This is a genomic window from Bifidobacterium ramosum, assembly GCF_009299505.1.
Taxonomy (GTDB): Bacteria; Actinomycetota; Actinomycetes; order Actinomycetales; family Bifidobacteriaceae; genus Bifidobacterium; species Bifidobacterium ramosum.
Genome location: NZ_WBSM01000003.1, coordinates 260,754 through 282,455, shown reverse-complemented (window position 1 = coordinate 282,455; position 21,702 = coordinate 260,754). Strand labels below are relative to the sequence as shown.

11 protein-coding genes are annotated in these 21,702 nt (G+C 64.3%); 8 read left to right on the top strand and 3 right to left on the bottom strand.

Going from position 1 to position 21,702, the window contains the following annotated elements; genetic code table 11:
* Positions 1 to 193 precede the first annotated feature (193 nt).
* The gene (locus DSM100688_RS05210; protein ID WP_152358080.1) at positions 194 to 790 is read left to right on the top strand and encodes a DUF624 domain-containing protein; all 597 of its coding nucleotides are present in this window, start codon (positions 194 to 196) and stop codon (positions 788 to 790) included.
* 306 nt (positions 791 to 1,096) lie between these two features.
* Here the strand turns inward: DSM100688_RS05210 and malQ are convergent, their stop codons facing one another.
* Both malQ and DSM100688_RS05200 read right to left on the bottom strand, forming a co-directional pair.
* Complete coding sequence (malQ, locus tag DSM100688_RS05205; RefSeq protein ID WP_152358079.1) at positions 1,097 to 3,319, bottom strand: 4-alpha-glucanotransferase; 2,223 nt, start codon at positions 3,317 to 3,319, stop codon at positions 1,097 to 1,099.
* Between the two features lie 330 nt (positions 3,320 to 3,649).
* Entirely contained in the window at positions 3,650 to 5,497 is a 1,848-nt protein-coding gene (locus tag DSM100688_RS05200; protein ID WP_152358078.1) for an alpha-amylase family glycosyl hydrolase, read from the bottom strand.
* Between the two features lie 272 nt (positions 5,498 to 5,769).
* On the opposite strand from DSM100688_RS05200, the gene DSM100688_RS05195 reads away from it, so the two are divergent.
* The 6 genes from DSM100688_RS05195 (at position 5,770) to DSM100688_RS05170 (ending at position 14,036) form a co-directional block, all read left to right on the top strand.
* A complete protein-coding gene (locus DSM100688_RS05195; protein ID WP_152358077.1) occupies positions 5,770 to 7,110 on the top strand; it encodes an extracellular solute-binding protein in 1,341 nt (446 codons plus the stop codon).
* Between the two features lie 378 nt (positions 7,111 to 7,488).
* Positions 7,489 to 8,868 (top strand): ABC transporter permease subunit, encoded by a 1,380-nt coding sequence (locus DSM100688_RS05190; RefSeq protein WP_152358106.1) that lies wholly within the window; start codon positions 7,489 to 7,491, stop codon positions 8,866 to 8,868.
* Positions 8,865 to 9,761 carry a sugar ABC transporter permease gene (locus DSM100688_RS05185; protein WP_152358076.1) on the top strand — a complete coding sequence of 299 codons (897 nt, stop codon included), beginning with the start codon at positions 8,865 to 8,867 and terminating at the stop codon, positions 9,759 to 9,761. Before DSM100688_RS05190 ends, DSM100688_RS05185 begins: the two co-directional genes overlap by 4 nt.
* Positions 9,762 to 10,177: 416 nt before the next feature.
* On the top strand, positions 10,178 to 12,205 hold the full coding sequence (gene pulA, locus DSM100688_RS05180; RefSeq protein ID WP_239519342.1) for a type I pullulanase: 2,028 nt from the start codon (positions 10,178 to 10,180) through the stop codon (positions 12,203 to 12,205).
* Between the two features lie 77 nt (positions 12,206 to 12,282).
* On the top strand, positions 12,283 to 13,167 hold the full coding sequence (locus DSM100688_RS05175) for an HAD family hydrolase (protein ID WP_163146827.1): 885 nt from the start codon (positions 12,283 to 12,285) through the stop codon (positions 13,165 to 13,167).
* Positions 13,168 to 13,265: 98 nt separating this feature from the next.
* Positions 13,266 to 14,036, top strand: a complete 771-nt coding sequence (locus DSM100688_RS05170) for a TraX family protein (protein ID WP_152358074.1) — start codon at positions 13,266 to 13,268, stop codon at positions 14,034 to 14,036.
* Between the two features lie 348 nt (positions 14,037 to 14,384).
* On the opposite strand, the gene DSM100688_RS05165 is transcribed toward DSM100688_RS05170, so the two are convergent.
* Positions 14,385 to 15,413 carry a LacI family DNA-binding transcriptional regulator gene (locus DSM100688_RS05165; RefSeq protein ID WP_152358073.1) on the bottom strand — a complete coding sequence of 343 codons (1,029 nt, stop codon included), beginning with the start codon at positions 15,411 to 15,413 and terminating at the stop codon, positions 14,385 to 14,387.
* Positions 15,414 to 15,762: 349 nt separating this feature from the next.
* Here DSM100688_RS05165 and pulA (DSM100688_RS05160) point away from each other — a divergent pair, with 349 nt between their 5' ends.
* Positions 15,763 to 21,480 (top strand): type I pullulanase, encoded by a 5,718-nt coding sequence (pulA, locus tag DSM100688_RS05160; RefSeq protein WP_239519343.1) that lies wholly within the window; start codon positions 15,763 to 15,765, stop codon positions 21,478 to 21,480.
* Positions 21,481 to 21,702 lie beyond the last annotated feature (222 nt).

Below are 21,702 nucleotides of genomic sequence, written 5' to 3'. Positions count from 1 at the left end.
ATGTTGGTGACGTCATTTATTTACTGCGGTTTTATGAAAACGATATCATTATGGGTCGATGACGACGGGTGGTGGCGTGGTGAATGCGCGGTGGTTCGGTGCGGTGGTTCGGTGCGGGATGGCGTGCGGATTGCCGATACAATGGGCGCAGTGACGCCGCGCGTCGGATGGGCGGCGGGAAAGCTGGGATGCGATGAATATGCTCTCTCCGGATTCGTGGCTGATGCGCGGCATGGCGGATGTCGTCGATGCGATTTGGATCAATGTGCTGATGGTCGTGACCAGCATTCCGCTGGTGACGATCGGCGCGTCCGTGACGGCTGGGTACGACGCCGCACGTCGTTCGCTGGATGGCGAGGGGCATGTGACGGCGAACTATTTCCGTGCGTTTCGTGACAACGTTGTCGCCGCGACGCTGCTGTGGCTGCCGTTTCTGGCGGTCGGTGCGGGGCTGGCGTATGCGTGGGTCGTGTTGCAGATCACGCCGCTGCTGGTGCCGAAGTTCGGGCTGACGATTCTGTGGGTGATCGGGTTCGAGTGGGTGTTCGTGTTGCAGGCGCGGTTCGAGAACGACGTGTTGCATACGTTGGCGAATGCGTACGTATTCGGTGTGACGAACGTGGTCAGTACGTTGGCGGTCGTCGTGATCGACGTGGTGTTCGTGGTGCTGGTGGTCGCGTCGGTGATCTATCTGCCGGGCGGTGCGCCGCTGCTGCTGATTCTGGGGTATGGGGCCGTGCTGATGCTGCACGTGCCGATCATGGAACGCGCGTTGCGACGGTACCGGTGACAGCCTCTTAACGGACATACAGCCGAAAAGGGTGCCGAAAACGGCTGTATGTCCGTAGGTGTGAGCGGGGCATTCCCTGTGGACGGCTCTGGCGTGTTACAGCTCCATCCTTCAACGGACATACAGCCGTTTTCAACGCCCTTTTCGGCTGTATGTCCGTTAAGAGGAAGGGCTTCAGGGCGCCGGACAATCCTGCTGCACGGGGACAATGCCCACACTCCCAACGGACATCCAGTCGATTCCGGGTATGTTTTCGGCTGTATGTCCGTTGAGAGGAAGGGAACGAATGCGCCCGGAGGCAGTGGTTTAGGCGTTCATGACGGCGGCCAGGGAGAGGACACGGGGATTGACGAAGATCTCGTCGGTGTGGACGACATGACCGGCGGCGTCCGTCAATGGAATGCGCCAGTTCGGATACTCCGTCGACGTGCCGGGCTGATTCACCGCGCGATGCTGGCCGACGCCATCCATCAGCGTCGCCTGACGCAGCACCGACGGCGTCTTCGTCAGCATCCGATGCATCGCCTCGACGACCTCCTGCTCATGCGCCGGCACATCGGCCGCTGCCGCGGCATCCAGCCATCCACCAGACACCAGCAGATCCAGCATCGCCTGCCGTTCCGCGCTCGCCGACTCCTGAAACTCCTCGACGCTCGTCGACAGCAGTCCCAGCTCCTCGCGCAACTTCACATGCTCAAACTCGAGATATCCCGCGGTCGGCGGCAGATCATGCGTGGTCACCGACGCCATCGACTGCCGGCGATAGTCGCTCGGCGGCGCGTACGGATCGCCAGCGTTCGGCGAATTATCCACGCGCGAAAACCATTCCACGTCGGTACCGAGCACACCGTGATCGGCGAGTACCGTCCGCACGTAATCGGGCACCGTGCCAAGGTCCTCGCCGATCACCATACCGTTCGCGCGCGTCGCCTCGATCGACAGCACGGCGAGCATCGCCTCGTGGTTGTACATCACGTATGCGCCGCCCTTCGCGCCCTTGCCGCGCGGAATCCACCACAACCGGAACAGGCCGAGGATATGGTCGATGCGCACCGCGCCGGCGTGCGCGAACGCCGAATGCACCATCTCGCGGTACACGCGGTAGCCGGTGCGCTCCAGATAGCGCGGATTGAACGGCGGTTGGCCCCAGTCCTGCCCCTGCTGGTTGTAGAAGTCCGGCGGGCAGCCGACGGTGACGCTGCCGATCGCGAACCGCTCAGGATTCCACCACGCGTCCGCGCCCAGTGCGTGCACGCCCACGGCCATGTCCTGCATGAGACCGAGCGCCATGCCAGACTCCTTCGCGGCGGTCTGTGCGGCCGCGACCTGCTCGTCGGCGATCCACTGCAGCCAACGGTTGAACTCGAACAGGTCGGCATGATTCCGCACCAGATCGGCCACCTCGGGCGACGCGCGATCATACCGTTCGAACCACGAATTCGGCTCCCACGGCGCGCCCCACACCTCGAACGCCAGACACCATGCGGCGAACGCGTCGAGATCCGGGCCGGCCTCGCGCTTGAACCGGTCGAACGCGGCCTCACGCAGGTTGCTGCGCGGCTGGTCGAAGATGATGCGCAGCGCGATGCGTTTCGCCTCCCAGGATGCGTTGAGATCCAACGGCTCCGGGCTGTCGTTGCGTGCGGCGACCGACGCGTGCAACGCGTCCACGCGCTCGCGTGCGTCGGCCGGCAGCTCCGCGTATTCGGGGATGTCCTGCGGTCGGATGTACGTGACGTTCAGGAAACGCCGCGATTCCGGCAGATACGGCGACGGCTCGAGCGGTGGGATCGGCGCGGTGGCGTGGATCGGGTTGATGAGGAGGAAGTCGGCGCCGGACTTCGCGCCGGCGTCGGCGGCGAGTTGTTTCAGATCGCCGTAGTCGCCCACGCCCCACGATGCGGCGGACCGTTCGGCGTACAGCTGTGCCATCCAGCCCCAGCGCGGCCGTGCGGCGACGGCGTCCGGCAGGGCGATGCGTTCGGGGGCGACCATGAGCGTGGCGTCGGCCTGGCGCTCGCCGGCTTCGACGTGCAGCGTGTGGTAGCCCATCGGTAGGTTGTCGGGCAGCAGCAGGAACCAGTCGGACGAGTTGACGTCGGGCAGGATGTCGGCGAGTTCGCTGCGTAGCGTGCGGCCGTTTTCGAGCGCGATGGATGCGGTCGGCTCCTCGCCGTGCGCGCAGTGCAGGGTGATGGTGGTCGGTTTGCCGAGCGGTGCGACGATCGTTGATTCGGAAAGCAAACGTTTGCTGGATTCGGCCTCGAGACGGGCGAGTGACTCGGTGATGGCGTGGTTGCTGGTGGCGTCGATGCCGAGTGCGCCGAGCACGTCGACCAGCACGTCGTCGTCGATTTCGACGTAGGTGCCGAGCTGGTCGATGTACGACGTGGCCACGCCGCCGGCCTTGGCGAGTTGGATGAGCGGACGGGAGAGGCGGGCTGCGCTTTCGGTTTGGATCGTTGATTTTACAGCGTTTGTTGCGGGTTGTTCCGCGGTTGGCTGGTGTGGTTCCGGTGTGGTGCTCATGAGGGTTCTCCCTTGCTCTGGCTCATGTGGGGGATGGTGTCGCCGTGATGCCGCGACGGTGCGACGCGATGGTGCGCATGGCGTGCACGAGGTGTGCGCGATGCTGGCATATCGACCTTACCGCGTATTGACATCGTTTGCAATATCGTGGTGTTGTGAGGTGGTCTGGCGGACATACAGCCGATTTGGGTGGGCAAAACGGCTGTATGTCCGTTAAAGGGACGGGAATCAACGTTCAGCCGCGTTCTGAACGCCGTCAACCTCACCCCTCACGGACATACAGCCGTTTCGCCCACCCAAATCGGCTGTATGTCCGTTGAGGGGGGGTGGCTAGGCGAGGATGGCGAAGGACTGGGGCGGGAGGATGAGGGTGCGCGGGGCGGTGGCGGTCGGACCGTTCGGGATGATGTCCGACGGGCCGGCCAGAACGGGATCGCCGAGGGAGCGGATGATGGTGGGGGAATCGCCGAGTTGAGCGGGAACGGTGATCGTCTCGGTGGCTCGGCCCGGGTTCATGGCGATGAGCATGGACTTGCCAGATTGCGCAGACGCTGCTGCTGCCTCGGCACTGCGGTGCGCCGCTGCGCCGAGGTTGCCGCCGCATGGCGCAGCGGATGTTGCGGCTCCGTCGGCGCGCGTCGCTGTGGCGGCGGCCGTGCGCAGGTAGGCGAAGGCGCGGCCGTCCTCGGGGGCGGCGACCGGTTCGAAGCCGGCGTCGGATCGTAGTGCCGGCGCATCGGCGCGCAGTGCCAGCAGCGACTTCACCCAGTGGTACAGCGAATCCCCGCGCGCGGATTCCGACGCGACCGTAGGAACGCCGTCGCACTCGGCTCCATCCGCCGACTCGACCGGCAGATACAGGTCTCCGGCCGGTGCCGTGGAAAACCCAAGGTTGGCCACGCCGCCGTCCCACTGCATCGGCGTGCGGCTGCCGGTGCGCGTGTACCCGCCCTCCTTCGTCGGCAGTTCCCGGTACCGCATCCCGATCTCGTCGCCGTAGTAGATGAACGGGCATCCCGGCATCGTCAGCAGCATGCCGAACGCGATCTTGCATTCCCGTTCGGTCAGTCGCGGCGCGAGCCGGCGCGTGTCGTGGTTGCAGGTGATCAGGTCGAACAAGCCGCCCGCGCGCTCGCAGTCGCGCAGCTGCGGCAGGTACTGGTCGAGGAACGGCTTGATCGAAGCGCCCGAGTCGGCGTTGAAATAGCTGAGATCGCCGTCGTGCTCGAGCGGCGTATCGGTGTTGCGCAGCAGCATGTTGTAGCCGTTCGGATTGCCGTCCCAGCGCCAGTCGAGGTAGAAGTCCATGTCGAAGCCGGCCTGCATGGACTCGACCGGCCGCCCCCATTCGGAGACAAACGCGGCGCCCGGGAATTCGGGGCGGATCTTCGAGAACATGTACTGCCAGGTGCGGATGGTGTACGGCTTGCCGTCGTCGTCCTGTTTGACAAGGCTGTCGGCCATGTCGACACGGAAGCCGTCCGCGCCGCGCGACAGCCAGAACCGCATGACGTCGACCATCGCGTCGCAGGTGGCGAGGGCGTCGGGGCCGAGCGCCGGCCGCTGCCATGCCCGTTGCGGGTGCGCGAAGCCGTAGTTGAGCGCGGGCTGGCATTTGAAGAAGTTGATGATGTAGGTGCCGTCGCGTGGGGTTTCGCCGCCGATGAACGGCAGGCCGTCGCCGCCGGCGATCCACGAGTCGGTCCAGATGTAGCGTTCGGACAGGTCGCCGCGGTCGGCGGGATCGGGCTGGGCGGAGGCGCGGAACCATTCGTGTTCTTCGCTGGTGTGGCCGGGGACGAGGTCGAGCAGGACGTGCATGCCGCGCGCGTGGGCGGCGGCGAACAGGTCGATCAGGTCGTCGTTGGTGCCGTAGCGGTCGGCGACGCGCGTGTAGTCGCGTACGTCGTAGCCGGCGTCCTTGAAGGGGGAGTCGAACAGCGGGTTGAGCCACAGCGTGTTGCAGCCGAGACTGCGAACGTAATCAAGACGGCTGATGATGCCCGGGATGTCGCCGATACCGTCGCCGTTCGAGTCTGCGAACGATTGCGGATAGATTTCATAGCATACGGCCGTATCAAGCCAGCTGCGGTCGCGCTCGCCGGCTGTCGATGGGTTCGTAGGGGTGGATGACGGGGGAGTAGGGGCCACGTTTGGGGTGTGTCGCGATGTGGACATGGGCTGGATCCTTGATTTTGCTGGGGTTTGGTCGCCGATTGACTATCGTTTGCAATAATACCTCGCCGCAAGAATTGCAAACGTATGCAAACGTGTGCTATAGTGTGAACCACTGATGCACAGCAAAGAAGTTGAATAAGCAAGCGTCAACAGTGATTATCACGCTGATGTGAACGTATGCAACTTCGGGGTTTGCAAACGAACTCCAACGTGTGCATCCAGAGGGAAACGTCAACTTGAGCATGTCAAGTAACCAAAAGAAAGGACGATCGATGAAGATCAACTGGAAGAAGGCTCTCGGCCTCACCGCTGCCGCCTCCATGCTGCTGCCGCTCGCCGCGTGCGGCGGCACCACCAACAACGCCGGCGGCGAAAACAAGACCTCCGGCACCACCGAGGTCACCCTGAGCGTCTGGGCCCCGCAGGAAGACCAGGCCAAGGGCAAGGACGGCTCCGAGTCCTGGCTGGCCCAGGTCGAGAAGAAGTTCGAGGAAGCCCACCCGGACTACAAGATCACGTGGAAGAACGACGTCGTCTCCGAAGCCGACGCGTCCAAGACCGTGACCGCCGATCCGGCCGCCGCCGCCGACGTCTACATGTTCGCGAACGATCAGCTGGGCACGCTGGTCAAGGCCGGCGCCATCGGCGAGCTAGGCGAAAACGAGGCCAAGCAGGTCAAGGAGCAGAACTCCCAGGTCCTCGTCGACTCCGTGACCGGAACCGACGGCAAGCTCTACGGCGTGCCGTACACCGCCAACACCTGGTTCATGTACTACGACTCCTCCGTCTTCTCCGCGGACGATGTCAAGAACTGGGGCACTATGCTTTCCAAGGCCGCCGTCTCCTTCCCGATGACCAACGGCTGGAACATGGCCTCGTGGTTCACCAAGTCCGCCGACCTGACCTTCTTCGGCGACAACTCCAACCCGACCGACCCCTCCAAGGGAGTCACCGTCGACGTCGACAAGCTCACCGCCACGACCAAGTACCTCGTCAACATGGCCAACAACGCCAACTTCATCAACGACGACGACACCTCCGGCCTCGACAACCTGAAGGCCGGCAAGGTCCACGCCTACTTCTCCGGCACGTGGAACGCCTCCGCCGTCAAGGACATCCTCGCCCCCGACAAGGATGGGGACGGCAAGGCCGACTTCGACCACTACGCCGCCGCGCAGCTGCCGAAGTTCACCGTGGATGGCCAGGAGTACCAGATGGACGCCTTCGCCGGTTCCAAGGCCGCGGCCTACAACCCGAACGCCAAGAACACCAAGGTCGCTTCCCAGTTCGCCGCCTTCCTTGGCTCCGCCGACGCCCAGAAGCTCCACTGGGATCTGCGCGGCGTGGTGCCGTCCGACAACTCCCTCGCCGACTACGAGGGCAACGGCTCCGACTTCGGCTCCATCGCCAAGGACCCGGCCGCCCAGGCCCAGATCAACACCATCGCCAACACCTCCATCCTGCAGCCGTCCATCGCGGCCATGAATGACTGGTGGGATCCGGCCAAGGCCTACGGCGCTTCCATCGTGAACAAGGAAACCACCGTCGACAACGCCGCCCAGAAGGCCGCCGACTTCGCCAAGCTGCTCGCCGCGATGACGAAGACCAAATGATCGTGATCGCCGCCGGTCCCACACGCAACACAGACTCCGGTCCGGCGGCAATCATCCAAACAACACATAACTGAACATCCCCTCCCAGCCGAGGGGAACCAACTCTTGAGGGTCCGATAAGGTACGCCACTGCGGAGCGGATGTCACGAAACCGCGCAACCGCTCCGCAGCCTCAACCAACACAGCGGTTTCATCCAAAACTTACCTCTCCTCCTTCTCCTCCATTGCCGACAGAGTCCGGGCGCTGAATATGGTTCGGCACCCGGGCTTTATCGGTTTCACGGGGCATGACGAAGGGGGATGAGCACGCAAATGCAACCACTACAAGGAGAGAGGCGGTAGGGTTTCATGACAACGGCAACCCTTTCCCCGCGTGAGATGAGGCGGCGCAAGCGCATGGGCGCCGACTACGTGGCTCCTTCGCCGTATTCGGTGAAGGCCGCGCTGACCCAGGGCGACGTGCTGACCAAGCTGTCTGCGGTCGTGTTCGGTCTGGGCAACCTCGCGCACAAGCAAATCGTCAAGGGCCTGCTCCTGCTGGCCGGCGAGATCGCGTTCATCGCGTTCATGGTCACCAGCGGCGCGGGCTATCTGAGCAAACTGCCGAGCCTGGGCACGCAGAAGCAGGGCAAGGTCCTCGTCGACGGCTACTGGGAGTACACCGCCGGCGACAACTCGGTCATCATCCTGCTGTACGGCGTGTGCTCGATCGTCGCGATCATCGCGTTCGTCTACCTGTGGACGCTCTCGCTGCGCTGCGCATACAAGGCCGAATGCCTCGCCAAAGCCAACGACGGCAAGGTGCCGTCCCTGATGGACGACATCGCCACCCTCAAGGACGCCAAGGCGCACGAACTGCTCATGTTCCTGCCGACGCTCGGCATCCTCGTCTTCACCGTGCTGCCGCTGATCTTCATGATCTCGATGGCGTTCACGAACTACGACCACAGCAACGTCGTCCTGTTCGACTGGGTCGGCCTCGACACGTTCAAGCAGGTGTTCTCGGGCGGCGCCGGCGCCACCGTCAACGCGCAGCTGTTCGTGCAGGTGCTCATCTGGACGCTCGTGTGGGCGTTCTTCGCCACCTTCCTCAACTTCTTCTTCGGCATGTTCTTCGCGATGATCATCAACCGCAAGACCACCCGCTTCAAGGGCTTCTGGCGCGCGGTGTTCTCCATGTCGATCGCCGTGCCGCAGTTCGTCTCGCTGCTGGTCATGCGCACCATGCTGCGCCAGCAGGGCATCATCAACCGCATGCTCGAATCCGCCGGCCTGATCGACGCGCCGCTGCCGTTCCTGACCGACGCGACGTGGGCGCGCGTCACGGTCATCGTGATCAACCTGTGGATCGGCATCCCGTACACGATCATGCAGATCACCGGCATCCTGCAGAACATTCCGGCCGATCTGTACGAGGCCGCGCGCATCGACGGCGCGAACTGGTGGCAGATCTTCGTCAAGATCACCATGCCGTACATCTTCTTCGTGCTTACGCCGTACCTGATCACGACGTTCACCGGCAACGTGAACAACTTCAACGTGATCTACCTGCTCACGGCCGGCGACCCGGTGCCGGTCGGCGCGTCCGCCGGCAAGACCGACCTGCTCATCACCTGGCTGTACAAGCTGACGGTCGACAAGGGCGACTACAACCTCGGTGCCGTGATCGGCATCATGACCTTCATCGTGCTCGCGGTGGTGTCGCTCATCACCTACCGCAGCTCCGGTTCCTACAAGAATGAGGAGGGATTCCGGTGAGTAACCACAGCATTCAGAAGGCGCAATCGCACAGCCTGCTCCATGACGCGCGCAAGCGCCGCATTCTCGGCGACGTGCTGGCCCACCTGTTCCTTGCGGTGATGGCAGTCATCTGGATCATCCCGGTCGTGTGGGTGTTCGCGGAAAGCTTCAACCAGGACAAGTCGCCGTCGCAGAGCTCCTTCTTCCCGAAGGCGTACACGCTCGACAACTACATCGAACTGTTCACCGACCGCACGGTCATGAACTTCCCGCGCATGTATATGAACACGCTGATCGTCGCGTGCTTCGTGTGCGTGATCTCGATCTTCTTCGTGCTCTCCGTGGCGTACTGCATGAGCCGTCTGCGCTTCCGCACGCGCAAGACGTTCATGAACGTGGTGCTGATCCTCGGCATGTTCCCGGGCATCATGGCCGTGACTGCCATCTACTTCATCCTCAAGGCGATGGGCCTGACCGAGGGCAACACGTCGATCATCGCGCTGATTCTCGTGTATTCGGCCGGCACCGGCGCGGGCTTCTACGTGATGAAGGGCTTCATGGACACGATCCCGACCTCGCTCGACGAGGCCGCGATGCTCGACGGCTGCACTCGTTTGCAGGTGTTCTACAAGATCATCATCCCGATCTGCAAGCCCATGATCGTCTACCAGGCCATCATCGGCTTCCTGACCCCGTGGCTCGACTTCGTGATGGCGAAGGTCATCTGCCGCACGCAGACCAACTACACCGTCTCGCTCGGCCTGTGGCTGATGCTGCAGAAGGAGTACATCAACAACTGGTTCGCGAAGTTCGCGGCCGGCGCGGTGCTCGTCTCGATCCCGATCGCGATTCTGTTCATCGTGATGCAGCGCTTCTACCAGGAGTCGATGAGCGGTTCGGTGAAGGGCTGAGCTTACGGACAGTCCAGTGGACTGTCCGTAGGCTCAGCCTGAGCGAGCCGATAGGCGAGCGAAGGCAGGATTGAGCCCGAGCGTAGCGAGGTCCGCTGTTGCAGGACTGAGCCGTAGGCGAGTCCGTAATCGCAGGGCTGGCCGCGTCGCTCCCCTCAGTCAGCTTCGCTGACAGCTCCCCTCAGCGAGGGGAGCCATGAAAAAGGGCAGGTCCGTTGGGCTCCCTTCGCTGAGGGGAGCTGTCGAACGCGGTGAGACTGAGGGGAGCAGAGGGCACCGGCTCCATCCCCACCCCGTATCCATCCATCAACCATCCAACGCACCAGCGGCTTCCTGTGATCGTGCGACAGCAGCACGGCCACAGGAAGCCGTCGTTGTTCGTAAATATCCGCATATCCGCAACGACGAAAGGAATCATGGTGAAGGAGAACACCATCCCCGCGCCCGCGGCATTACGAGGCACCCTGGCCGACCCGGCCATGCCGTGCCCGACCTATCCCGTGTACACCGGCGACGACCTCGGCGCGACCGTCACCGCACACGGCACGACGTTCCGTGTGTGGGCGCCGAGCGCCAGCGGCGTCACGCTGCGCCTGTTCGCCACCGGATCGGCCGACGAGTCGGAGGCCTCGTCGAACGATCCGATCGCCACCTACGAACTGACATCCGATACGGCCGGCACATGGCTCGTCCACTGCGACGACGCATCCCACGGCACGTACTACGACTATCTCGTCCGTTTTCCGGGCGGCACCGTCAACCGCACCGCCGACCCGTGGGCGCGTGCGGCCGGCGTCAACGGCCGCCGCAGCATGGTCGTCGACCTGCACCGCACCGACCCCGACGGCTGGGCAGACGACCGCCGCCCGCAGATCCCCATCAGCAACCTCGTCATCTGGGAAACGCACATCGGCGACTTCAGCAACGACCCGCACAGCGGCATCCCCGCCGAGCATCGCGGCACCTACCTCGCGTTCACGCACGACGACACCAGCGTCGACGGCGCGGGTGAATTCCCCACCTGCGTGGCGTATCTCAAGCACATGGGCGTCACCGCCGTGCAGCTCATGCCGTTCTACGACTACGGGTCCATCGACGAATCACTGCCGCGCGACGACCCGAACCGCGGCTACAACTGGGGCTACGATCCGCTCAACTACAACGTGCCGGAAGGCTCGTACAGCACCGACCCGTTCGACGGCGCGACGCGCATCACCGAATGCAAGCGCATGATCCAGGCGCTGCACGCGGCCGGCATCAAGGTCATCATGGACGTGGTCTACAACCATATGTACTCCACCGACAACTGGTTCGAACGCATGATCCCCGGCTACGCGCTGCGCCGCAACGCCGACGGCACGTTCGCCGACGGCTCCGCATGCACCAACGACATCGCCACCGAACATCCGATGATGCGCAAGTACATCGTCGACTCGGTGCTGTACTGGGCGCGCGAATACCACGTTGACGGCTTCCGCTTCGACCTCATGGGACTCATCGACGTGACCACGATGAACGCGATCCGCCACGCGCTCGACGCGTTGCCGGACGGCGTGAACATCCTCATGCACGGCGAACCATGGGCCGCGCGCACCACCGCGCTCGAACCCGGCACCATCCTCGCCGACAAGCGCGGGCTGGCCTACCTCGACCCGCGCATCGGCGCGTTCTGCGACTCCACGCGCGACGCGATCCGCGGCCACATCTTCTACCAGTGGGTGCCCGGCTACCTGACCGGCGCGTGCGCCGACTACGCTGACGACATCCGCCACGCGACCGACGCATGGCGCGGCACCGTGAACGAACGGGCGAGCGTCGGGCAGGTCATCCAGTACGTGTCCGCGCACGACGACCTGACGCTGTGGGACAAGATGTGCGCGGTGCGCCGCCGCATGCCCACGCAGGCCGACTACGAGGCCGGCGAAGGATGCGAGGACCTGCTGCTGGCCAACCGTCTCGCCGCGGGCATCGTGTTCACCGCCGCCGGCGTGCCGTTCATGCTGGGCGGCGAGGAGTTCGTGCGCACCAAGCACGGCGTGTCCGACTCGTACTGCAGTCCGGCGTCGCTCAATCAGCTCGACTGGCGGCGGGCGCAGCGGTTCCGCCCGATGGTCGATTACTACACGTCGCTGATTCGGCTGCGGCGCGAGAACCCGGCGTATTTCGGCGGGCCGCGCATGATCGTGCAGCGTGACGACGAGGTCGTGGTGGTGCGCGTCGGCGACGACTGCCTCGCGATCAACCCGACCGGCGACGTGCGCTACCAGAGCGCCGAGGATCTCGAGATGCCCGCGCCGTACGATGCGGTGTCGAAGATCACGCCCGACGAGTGGACGTGCATCTACAGTTCCGAGGACAACTACGCCACGCACCATGCGCACGACCGGCGGCTGGCGTTGCCGCCGCACACGTTTACGGTGTGGCGGATTCTGTGTGAGCGGTGAGCTCGTGATGCGTTGTGATGCGGCGCGACGCGTTGCGGCGCGGCGAGTCGCGGTGAATACGTATGCAGGGGAGTGATATGCGATACGATGCGGTGTTCTTCGACCTGTACGGCACGCTGGTGGACATTCGCACCGACGAGTCGTGTGACACGGCGTGGCGCGCGTTGAGCGATGCGTTGCGAGAGGCGCGTGGCGACGGTCGTTTCGACGACGATCTCGGGGCCTTACGACAGGCGTTCGATGCGGCGGCCGCGCCGATCCGTGTGGCCGCGACCGCCGCGCACGGCGAGTGGGCGGAACCGGACCTGCTGCCGGCGTATGCGGCACTGCTGGATGATCCGGTATCGTCGCCGGTAGCGTTGAGCGTCACGTCGTCTTCGGACGTTGCGTTGTCTTCGGATACTGCGCCGCCGTCGCAACCGTCGTCATCGACGACAACGATCGCATCGCCGTTGCCGCCAACGCACACGATGGCATCGTCGCGCACGTTGGCAGTCGCGCACACGCTCGCATGGACGTTCCGTCGGGCCAGTACGCAGCTGCTGCACACGTATGCCGGCGCTATCGAACTGTTGCATACGTTACGGTCGCGCGGCCTGCGCGTCGTGCTCGTCAGCAACGCGCAGGCCTGCTACACGCGGCCGGAACTTGACCTGCTGGGACTCGCCGATGCGTTCGACCGCATCGTCATCTCCAGCGAGGAGGGCGTGCGCAAGCCGTCGCCCGAACTGTTCCGCCGCGCGATGGAACGCGAAGGACTGCAGCCGTCGCAGGTCGTGATGATCGGTAACGACGAGCGGTCCGACATCCTCGGCGCGCGCTCGGCCGGCATCGACGGCATCTACCTGCGCACCGCGATCTCCCCGGCCGACGATCCGGCTGTCAGCGAGCATGCGGTGCGATCGTTCGCAGGCGCCGATTATGCTGGAATCCTACGGTTCCTTGGGCTGCAGCAACCATGAGAGAGCTGCGATCTTCCGCTGCCGGGAACCATCACGACGACTGACTGGCACGCGCCGCGATTGACTCGGCCCGCGGCGCGGCCGAGAGAGGACTGTTCATGAACGACATCGAGATGGCGAAGATCCGGCGCGAGTCCGGCGAAACCAAACGACGCGGCGGCCTGAGCGTCTTCCGGCTCAAGGTGATCGGAGCGGTGTTCATGGCGTTGTCCGTCGCCGGCATGACGCTCGTGCCCGCGCTGTTCGGCACGCCGTCCGCCGACAACATGACCGCGCTCACCGTGGCCGTCGTATGCGAGATCGTGTCGTGGTGCGCGGTGCCGATCTACTCGTGGCTGGTCTACAACGGGTGGAAGCATACGCGCAATCGTATGCAATATGCGGGTCGGCTGTTCGTGGTCGCGATGCTGGCCGGGCCGTCGTACGACAGGATCATGACCGGGCGCTGGTTCGATGCGCACACGCATAATCCGGTGTGGGGGCTGTTTTTCGCGTACGTGGTGCTGGTCGCGATCGACTGGATCGCGCGGCATTACGCGGGATTCGTGCGGTGGCTGATGACCGTGGCGCTGATCGTGGCGGGCGTGCTGTGGAACGTGATGCTGCAGATCGGCGTGAGCCAGCGGGTGATGTACACGGGTGTGCTGGCGCTCGCGTTCGTGCTGGTGTTCTATTTCCTCGGCGGCCACGAGAACACGATGATGTTCACGGCCGGACTGCTCGGTGCGGTGATGTGCATTACGCCGGGCGTCGGCGTGGCGTTCCTGCACTACCGGCGCGACGAGCTGGGCTATCGGCAGGCGTGGGCGAAGTGGGTGTTCTACGCGCTGTATCCGGCGATGCTGCTGGCCGGTGCGCTGGCGGTGTAGCGGGTATGTCGCCGGCGAGCTGACGAGGGCGTGACTCTTATCGGGGATGCCGCGTCTCTTTTGCGGGCATGCGGCTGGTGAGGGCGCGACTCTGCTCGGATACCGCGTTCCCTTTGCGAGCATGTGGCTGGTGAGGGCGCTTCATCGCTCGGATACCGCGTTCCCTTGCGGACATACAGCCGTTTTTCAGGCGGAATCGGCTGTATGTCCGTTGAAGGAAGGCGCCACTGCGCTGATGCACGATTCGGCGCCATGCCACATACTCACTGCGGACATACAGCCGATTCCGCCTGAAAAACGGCTGTATGTCCGTTAAGAGGATGAAGCGCCAGGGGGAGGAGCGGGCTGTCAGATGACGTCGCCGTAGGGGACGTCGGTGCTGCGCGGGATGAGCTGGGCCTCGACCACCTCGTACGGGGTGATGAGCTGTTCGCCGTTGATGAGCTTGAGCGCCTTGGTGGCGGCGATGCGACCCATCGCGTACGGGTCCTGCCGCATGGTGGTCAGGTTGATCGTGTCGGCGTACGGGCTGTCATCGAAGCCGATGATCGAATAATCGCGCGGCGTGCGGTGGCCGTACCGCTCCAGCTTGAGCACCAGCGGGATGGCCATCATATCCATCTGGCAGCAGATCGCGTCCGGGAACTCGTCGAGGTTGAGCAGCGCGGACAGTGCGGAGTCGGCGAATGCCGGGCCGCGCGGCACCGACAGCACCTGCCAGTTGATGTCGTGCTTGCCCTGCGCGTCCTCGCAGGCGCGGATGAAGCCGCGCGCACGCGAGTCGATCGAGGAGTCCATCGTCTCGGCCGCCTCGGAGCACGGGTAGACGATGTGCTTGTGGCCGAGGTTGATGAGGTGCTGCGTGGCCTTGTACATGCCTTTTTCGTCGTCGATGCTGATGGTGGCGTCGAAGCCGTCCGACGACGGCGTGTTAATGCCGATGACCGGCACGCGCAGACGCTGCAGCTGTTCGACCTCGTGCGGGTCGATGGCGAACGACGCGACGAACACGGCGTCGACGTTGCGGCGGATCGGCAGTTCGCTGAAGAACTCATGACGGTTCTGCGCGGTGTCGATGTGCTGGAACAGTGAGATGTCGTAGCCGGCCGGATGCATGAGCGATTCGATGCCGGCGAACACCTGCGTGTTGAACCAGCTGGTGATCTCCTCGTTCATGAGCATCGCGACGCGGTACGTCTGCCCGGACTTGAGCGCGGTGGCGGATCGGGAGATGTTGAAGTCGAGCTTGTCGGCGATCTCGAGCACCTTGCGCCGCGTCTTCGCCGACACGAGCTCAGGGCGCGTGAACGCGCGCGACACCGTCGAGATGGAAACGTCGGCCGCCTTGGCCACGTCGTGAATGTCTGCCTTGCCCATATGCCCTCCTGGTTGCGTCCGTACTGCTTGCGATCCGTCGGGGTGCTCGACCATCTGCGCACGTCAGGCTGCATCGCGAAAGAAGTCGTTTTCTTATTTGTATCACATTCTGCAAACGTTGGCGAGCGGCGGAGGAGTTGTTACTGCGGTTTTATGGTATGCTGTGAGGGACATTGTTTTGCGAACGTATGCAGTATTCTTGAACCTCAATTCGCCCATTGGTTTCGCTGTATTGCCGACGTTGAAGCAAACGTTGTCATTCGGAAGGGGCCGCGCGATCACGGAAGATCGCTTCCCGATGGCGGGGCCCGTCCGGCATAACTCAAGGATGAGCATGAAAGGGAAACATATGGTCGTACGACAATTCAGCTCGTTCGCCAAACGCGCTGCCGGCATCGGCATCGCCGTGGCAATGGGCGCGACGACCCTGACCGCGGCGCCCGCCTACGCGGACCCCACCGGCCAGACCGGCTCCGCCGGGTCGACAACACAACAGGCGGCGCAATCGGCATCCGCCGGAACGGGCGACGTAATCGCCATCGCGTTCCAGACCAACTGGAACTCCGTTGCCGCGGACTGCACCACCACATACGGCCCCGAAGGGGTGGGCTACGTGCAGATCTCCCCGCCGCTGGAAACCATCCAAGGCACCGAATGGTGGACCTCGTACCAGCCGGTGAGCTACAAGTTCGACTCCAAACTGGGCACTGAAGCCGAACTCAAGAACATGATCAAGGTGTGCAACGCCGCCGGCGTCCAGGTCATCGCCGACGCGGTCATCAACCACACCACGGGCGTCGACCGCGGCACCGGCACCGGCGTCGCCGGCAGCACGTTCGACGCCGACGGCGACTTCCCCGCAATCCCGTACACCACAGAGAACTTCCACGACTGCACCAAGAACATCGGCGACTACACCAACGCCGACGAAGTCCAGAACTGCCGCCTGACCGGCCTGCAGGACCTCGACACCAGCCAGGAATACGTGCAGGACAAGCTCGCCGACTACATGAACCGGCTGCTCCAGCTCGGCGTGTACGGCTTCCGCGTCGACGCGGTCAAGCACATCGCCGCCGCCGACGTGGCCGCCATCAAGGCCAAGCTCGCCGAAAAGTCCGGCCGCGACGCCGACAGCATCTTCTTCGAACAGGAGGTCATCGGCAACGCCAGCGAGGCCGCCGCCATCCAGCCGAGCAACTACGTCGGCAACGGCAAGGTCTCCGAATTCAACTACAACGCGCACCTGTCCGCCGCGTTCGCCGGCGACATCACCAGCGAGGCCAAGGGCCTCGGCAAGATCGGCGGTGCCGGCTGGCTCGACTCCGACCAGGCCGCTGTGTGGGTCACCAACTGGGACACCGAACGCAACTCGTCCGCGATCACGTACAAGAAGGGCTCGAAGTATTTGCTCGCGAACGCGTTCATGCTCGCGTACAACTACGGACAGCCGCACCTCTACTCCGGCTACTACTTCGACAACAACGACGCCGGCGCGCCCGGCGCGACCGACACGTCCGTGCCGGACAAGACCTGCCCGACCGACGGCTCGATGACCTCCGGCACCTGGCAGTGCACCGAACGCTGGACCGCGATCCGCGGCATGATCAGCTTCCACAACGCCGTCGCGGGCGCCGACGTGACCGACTGGAAGGCGTACGACAGCAACGTGCTCGGCTTCGGCCGCGGCAACGTCGGCTACCTCGCGCTCAACAACAGCGCCGACGATTCGACGCAAACGTTCGCCACGTCGCTGCCGGCCGGCGAATACTGCAACGTGTACGCGACCGGCGACTGCTCGCAGACCGTGACCGTGAAGGACGACGGCACGTTCGACGCGACGGTCGGCGCGAACTCCGCCATCGCGATCTACGCGGGCGCGACCAAGGACAGCTGGACCGGCACCGCCAAGTCCGACCCGACCGATCCCGATCTCACCGTCAACGACGCGGCCAAGCGGGCCACGACCGACACGAGCCGCACGATCTACTACAAGCTCCCCGAAGGCTGGACGCAGGCGTACATCCATTACGGCATCAACAACTGGGCCGAGCAGGGCCACGAGCTCATGGAGGACGCGGGCAATGGCTGGGTCAAGTACACCGTGGACCCGAAGGGCCAGTCGTTTGAATACGTATTCACCGATGACAACGGTAGCTGGGACAACCCGAACGGCGGCGGCAACTACACCGCGCAGGGCCACTGGACGGCGGTCGCGGACCACGAGGCCAGCGCCGGCGTGCCCGCCGACGTGCAGCAGTACCAGCCGAAGACCACGGTGATCGTGCACTACAAGCCGGCGGAGGGCGACACCGTCGCCGACCGTGGCGTGTACATGTGGGGCACCGACAAGGACGGCAACGCGCTTGCGGCCGGCTGGCACGCGTTCACCGGCGAGGACTCCTACGGCAAGGTGTTCGAGACGACCGTCGACGGCGCGTACGAGGCCGACAAGATCGGCGTGATCGTCACCACCGAAGGCTGGGACAAGGTCGGCGGCGACCGGCTCATCGACGGCTCGACCGGCACGGCCGAGATCTGGGTCGACGGATCGCAGCCCGACACGACGCTCACCGCGGCTCCGGAGGGCTACCAGAAGGCCGCCGACGCGATCGACGTCACCATCCACTACCATCGTCTCGCCGACGACTACGCCAGCGAAGACGGCATGAAGGCATGGGACATCTGGAGCTGGGCCGACGGCGTGAACGGCGCCGCGTTCCCGTTCACCGGCCACGACGACTACGGTCTGGTCGCCAAGTACACACTGAAAGGCAGCGCCATGAGCAAACCGCAGTTCATCGTGCGTTACGGCGGCGACGGCTGGGAGGCCAAGGATCCCGACACGGACCGCACCATCCCGCAGTCCGCGATCGTCGTGCGTGCCGACGGCACTGCATCCGCCGAAATCTGGCTCGTGCAAGGCGATGCCAACGTATACACCAACGGCACGCTGTACAACGCGGCCGGCACGATCATCGCCGCGTCGATGACCGACTTCACGACCATCACGGCCAAGCTCAACAAGCCGATCTCCGCCGACGACCTCGCCTCCAAGGTGTCGGTCGACGGGGCTACGGTCAAGGACGTGAAGGCCGACGGCAACACCGTCGTCATCACGACCGCCGAGGAGCTGAACGTGACCAAGCCGTACACCGTGACCATCGATGACTACGGGACGCAAACGGTCGCACTCGGTGACATCGTTCGCAGCGACGCCTTCGACCAGAAATACGCCTACGACGGCGACGACCTCGGCGCGACCTACACCGCCGAGAAGACCACGTTCAAACTGTGGGCGCCGACCGCCACGCAGGTCACGCTGCGCGCCTACGACTCCACCGACCCCGACGCCGACGTGGTCAACATCCGCAAGAACGAGACCGTTGCCGGCGACCGCGGCGTCTGGACGTTCGTCATCGACGGCGACCTCAAGGACTACGCGTACGACTACGAACTCACGTTCGCCGACGGTACCGTCAACACGTCTGCCGACCCGTACGCCATCGCGGCCGTCGCCAACGGCGAACGCTCCGTTGTGCTCTCCGACGACGAACAGGGCGACGCGGGCGACCGCATGCCGTCGTTCAGCAAGCCGACCGACGCGATCGTCACCGAAGCGAACGTGCGCGACATGACGATCTCGCCGACGTCCGGCGTCTCGGAAGCTAACCGCGGCAAGTACCTCGGCTTCGTTGAGGAAGGCACCACCGTCGACGGCAAGGCCGGCGCTGCGTCCACCGGCATCGACTACCTCAAGTCGCTCGGCGTGACCCACGTGCAGATCATGCCCGTCTACGACTACGGTTCCGTCGACGAGACCGGCGACCTGTCGTACAACGCGGCCGGCGCGCAGAACTGGGGCTACGATCCGGAGAACTACAACGTGCCGGAAGGCTCGTACTCCTCCGACCCGACCGACCCCGCCGCGCGCGTGACCGAACTCAAGCAGATGGTCAAAGGCCTGCACAAGAACGGCCTGCGCGTCGTGATGGACGTCGTGTACAACCACGTCTACAACGCGAGCGAGCACGCCTTCAACAAGACCGTCCCCGGCTACTACTTCCGCTACGACGCGAACGGCAACCTGACCAACAGCTCCGGCTGCGGCAACGACGTGGCGTCCGAACGCGCGATGGCCCGCAAGTACATCGTCGACTCGGTGACGTACTGGGCGAAGCAGTACAACGTCGACGGCTTCCGCTTCGACCTCATGGGACTCATCGACCAGACCACGATGAAGGCGGTGCGCGAGGCGCTCGACAAGATCGACCCGAGCATCCTCGTCATCGGCGAAGGCTGGGACATGACCGACGCGATCGGCGACCAGGAGACCACTCAGCCCAACGCCTCCAAGGTGCCGGGCGTGGCGTTCTTCAACGACTCGCTGCGCGACGCGATCAAGGGCAGCGTGTTCTCCGACGAGGACACCGGCTTCGTGACCGGCAAGAGCGGGGTTGAGAACCTCATCGCGACCAACGTGCTCGGTTGTGACAACGATCGCGACGGTGCGAACGATAGCGGCCATTGCAACAACGGATCCGCGGACACCGGATATGCGGGCGCCGACCAGGTGGTGCAGTACGTCGAGATCCACGACAACCTCACGCTGTACGACAAGCTCGTCAAGAGCGCGCCTTCGGATTCCGAGGACGTGCGGTTGGCGCGCGCCAAGCTCGCCGACTCGCTGATCTTCCTGTCGCAGGGCATCACCGACATGCAGTTCGGCCAGGAGTTCCTGCGCACCAAGGGCGGCAACGGCAACAGCTACAACGCGGGCGACGCGGTCAACGCGATCGACTGGAACCGCGTGGTCGAACAGTCCGGCTCGATCGACTACGTGCGCGGGCTCATCGCGCTGCGTCAGTCGATCGCCGCGCTGCACCTGAGCTCGTACGACGACATCGCGAAGCAGATGACCGTGCTCGCGCAGGACGGTGGCGTGGTCGCGTACCGCTTGATCGACGGCGATGACACGTACGTGGTGGCGTTCAACGCGAACGATGCGGCGGCTGCCGTGCCGGGCGTGGCCGCCGGTGCGTACACGACGCTTGCGGCGGACGGCAAGGTGACGCTGGACGGCGGCGACGCGGTGACGGTCGGCGCGGACGGCAAGCTCACCGTGGGCGCGCTGTCGGCGACCGTGGTCAAGAAGGTCGTGAAGGACGATGGCGGGGATACGCCGGTCGATCCGACGCCGGATCCCGAGCCTACGCCGGACCCCGATCCGGAACCGACTCCCGACCCTAACCCCACGCCGGACCCGGATCCTGAGCCGACGCCTACGCCGGATCCCGATCAGCCGGGTGGCGGTGACGGCGACGACACCGATAAGCCGACCGATCCTGACCAGCCGGGTGACGGCGACGACAGTGACGACACCGATAAACCGGGCGCTGGTGGCGACACCGATAAGCCGGGTGATAACGACGGCAAGGACGATACCGACGACGGTGACAAGCCGTCCGACGGTAGTGACGATGTCGACAAGCCAGGCGACGGTGGCGATACCAAGCCGACCGACCCTGATACCGGCAAAGACGACACCGACGACGACACGGATAAGCCGGGTGACGGTGACGACAGTGACGACACCGATAAGCCCAGTGACGGTGACGATACCGACAAGCCGGGCACCGGCGACGACGAGCAGAAGCCGTCCGACGGTGACGACACGAATAAGCCGGGTGATAACGATGGCAAGGACGATACCGACGACGGCGACAAGCCGTCCGACAACAAGCCGTCCACGCCGTCCGACGGCGACGATACTGACAAGCCGTCCGACAATGCCAAGCCGGGCGATACCGGCGGCAAGGATGATGCCGATCAACCGTCCGACACCGGTAACGGCGATGCCGACAAGCCATCGAACAACCAGCCGTCGAACGACAACGCCGGCAACGGCTCGTCCGACGACAAGGACGCGGCGACGAACGCCGACAAGAAGAGCGAGGACATGGCCAAGACCGGTGTCTCCGTTGTGGGCGTGATCGCCGTGACGGTGCTGCTGCTCGTCTTCGGCGCGGTGTCGTTCCTGTGCTCCAAGAGCAAGGAGGTGGGCGACTGAACGAGTGACTAGCCTTTCCTGACTGTGTGTTATCGCGGCCGGGGCGTTTCCAACCAGAGGAACGCCCCGGCCTTTTTGTGACGGTCACGCGGCGCCATCCCCTCCAGCGGACATACAGCCGTTTTTGGTGGCCGAATCGGCTGGTTGTCCGTAGTGGTTGTGCGGCATGGCGCTGAGCCGTGCATCAGCGATATTGCGCCTCCCCTTAACGGACAACCAGCC

Bases quoted from the DNA above. Each gene is read 5' to 3' on its own strand.
- DSM100688_RS05170 (WP_152358074.1), top strand. From the start codon at position 13,266: ATGAACGACATCGAGATGGCGAAGATCCGGCGCGAGTCCGGCGAAACC.
- pulA (WP_239519343.1), top strand. From the start codon at position 15,763: ATGGTCGTACGACAATTCAGCTCGTTCGCCAAACGCGCTGCCGGCATC.
- DSM100688_RS05200 (WP_152358078.1), bottom strand. From the start codon at position 5,497: ATGTCCACATCGCGACACACCCCAAACGTGGCCCCTACTCCCCCGTCA.
- DSM100688_RS05165 (WP_152358073.1), bottom strand. From the start codon at position 15,413: ATGGGCAAGGCAGACATTCACGACGTGGCCAAGGCGGCCGACGTTTCC.
- DSM100688_RS05210 (WP_152358080.1), top strand. From the start codon at position 194: ATGAATATGCTCTCTCCGGATTCGTGGCTGATGCGCGGCATGGCGGAT.
- DSM100688_RS05190 (WP_152358106.1), top strand. From the start codon at position 7,489: ATGAGGCGGCGCAAGCGCATGGGCGCCGACTACGTGGCTCCTTCGCCG.
- pulA (WP_239519342.1), top strand. From the start codon at position 10,178: ATGGTGAAGGAGAACACCATCCCCGCGCCCGCGGCATTACGAGGCACC.
- DSM100688_RS05195 (WP_152358077.1), top strand. From the start codon at position 5,770: ATGAAGATCAACTGGAAGAAGGCTCTCGGCCTCACCGCTGCCGCCTCC.
- DSM100688_RS05175 (WP_163146827.1), top strand. From the start codon at position 12,283: ATGCGATACGATGCGGTGTTCTTCGACCTGTACGGCACGCTGGTGGAC.
- malQ (WP_152358079.1), bottom strand. From the start codon at position 3,319: ATGAGCACCACACCGGAACCACACCAGCCAACCGCGGAACAACCCGCA.